The organism is Mycobacterium sp. TH-M82 (assembly GCF_057473605.1).
On the sequence record NZ_JBYCKY010000447.1, the window covers coordinates 1 to 2,026 of the forward strand.

Genomic DNA, 2,026 nt, shown 5'->3' on the forward strand with positions numbered 1-2,026 from the left:
CGTCGCCGCCGAAGTCGTAGCGCCACACGTGATCGAGGATTTTCGGTTTGCTGAGCACCGTGCCGGCGTTGATCACGAAGTAGCGCAGCAGGGTGAATTCGGTAGGTGACAGCGACACCGGCTCACCGGCCTTCCACACCTCGTGGGTGTCCTCGTCGAGTTCGATGTCGGCGAACACCAACCGTGCGTTGTGTGCCTCCCGGATGCCTTTGCCGGCGCGGCGCAGGAGGACCCGCAGCCGGGCGACCACCTCTTCCAGGCTGAACGGTTTGGTCACATAGTCGTCGCCGCCGAGGGTCAGTCCGGTGATCTTGTCCTGCAACGAGCCCCGCGCGGTCAAAAACAACGCGGGGGCGTCGATGCCGTCGGCGCGCAGCCGGCGCAGCACCCCGAAGCCGTCCATGCCCGGCATCATCACGTCCAGGATCACCGCGTCCGGCCGGACCTCGCGGGCGCGGTCCAGCGCCGCGGGCCCGGTCGACGCGGTGTGGACCTCGAAGCCCTGGAACTTGAGGCTGACCGACAGAAGTTCGACGATGTTCGGCTCGTCATCGATGACGAGGACACAAGCCTCCGGGGTGGCGTCAGGCCCGGCTGGTGCTGCCATACGGTCCATTCCCTCTCAGTCGATTGAACAGCGCCTGGATAGTGGCTGTGTATCTACTGTCAGTCTCGACGTGCGCGGCGGGCGATACCACCGGTAGGGCCGCCAGGTCACCCATAGACTGGCGGAATGGGTCTGGCCAAGCAGCTGGCCGCGGTGGCCACTGTGGCAAAGGCACCCGCCCGGATCGGCCTCGCGGTCGCCGAATCCGGACTCGGCGTCGCCACCACGGCGCTCGGGTTGGCGAAGCGAGCCGTGGGTGAGGCCGGCGGGGCGGCACCGGGCAATCCCATGGCGCAGATGCTGGGCCTGGACGAAACGATCGCCCGCGCCAACCAGCTGGCCAAGCTGATGGACGACGACGCTCCGCTGGGGCGCGTGCTGGCAACCGACGGTCCGGTGGACCGGCTGCTGCGCCCGGGCGGCCTCGTCGACCAGCTGACCAGGCCCGGCGGGGTGCTCGACCGGTTGACCGCGGACGGCGGCGCGTTGCAGCGAGCCCTTCAGCCCGGCGGACTGGTCGATCAGCTGGTCGCCGAGGACGGGTTGATCGAGCGGGTGCTCGCCGAGGACGGGCTGGCCGAGCGGGTGCTCGCCGAGGGCGGGCTGATCGACCGGCTGACGGCCCGGGATGGGCCGCTGGAGCAGCTCGCCAACGTCGCGGACACCCTGAGCCGTTTGGTGCCGGGGATGGAGGCGCTGGAGCCGGCCATCGAAACCCTGCAGGACGCGGTCGTGGCGCTGACCATGGTGGTCAACCCGCTGAGCAACATCGCCGAGCGTATCCCGCTGCTGCCGCGCCGCACCCGCCGGCGCCCACCGGCGCGCACGGTGCGCTCCCAGCGCGTCGTCGACCCAGAATGAGGCCTCGCCACGTCCGCCGAGCGTGAAGGTAATTTCACGCTCGCCGACGGCGGTGAGCCTGCTTCACATTCGTCGATAGGACCGGCCATCAGCGTACCGCTGTCGCCGGTAGTAGCGACCGCTACCGCAGTTCCTCGCCTTGTACGTCGGCAGCTGGCTGTCACAGTTGGGACAAATGAGTCGGAGATTCTCACGACGATTATTGCTTGCGTCGCCATCGATGTGATCGATGATCAGCGCTAGGGCCACGCTGTTCCAGTTGTCCTCGATGCCGCAGATCACACAGCAACCGCCCTGCTGCCCATAGAGGTAATCCCGGACGTAGTGGCCTTGGTACGACGTGCGACCGCAGACTCCGGTGTCCAGCCAGGCCTCCAAGAGCAAGCGTCGGCGGTGTGACTATTGGCATGCATTGCTGCAGAACACCTTCGGCCGACGGTCTTCGAAATCCCGAAACAGGTCATTGACATAAGACGACGCTATCCCTCAGTTCCGATAGGAATGGAGCCGCGTGAGAGACTCGAACTCTCGCCATTCGCCTTACAAGGGCGACGCTCT

The 2,026-nt window shown here is 66.8% G+C and carries 3 protein-coding genes; 1 reads left to right on the forward strand and 2 read right to left on the reverse strand.

The genetic code is table 11. The features are described 5' to 3' along the window. The coding region (locus AC2VON_RS13690) for a response regulator transcription factor (RefSeq protein WP_486953456.1) at nt 1–607 on the reverse strand (607 nt) is incomplete at its 3' end. Nucleotides 608–733: 126 nt separating this feature from the next. Here AC2VON_RS13690 and AC2VON_RS13695 point away from each other — a divergent pair. Then, nucleotides 734–1,468: a hypothetical protein gene (locus AC2VON_RS13695; RefSeq protein WP_486953457.1), complete on the forward strand. Its 735-nt coding sequence runs from the start codon at nt 734–736 to the stop codon at nt 1,466–1,468. Between the two features lie 63 nt (nt 1,469–1,531). On the opposite strand, the gene AC2VON_RS13700 is transcribed toward AC2VON_RS13695, so the two are convergent. Next, on the reverse strand, nt 1,532–1,852 hold the full coding sequence (locus AC2VON_RS13700; protein ID WP_486953458.1) for an HNH endonuclease: 321 nt from the start codon (nt 1,850–1,852) through the stop codon (nt 1,532–1,534). Nucleotides 1,853–2,026 lie beyond the last annotated feature (174 nt).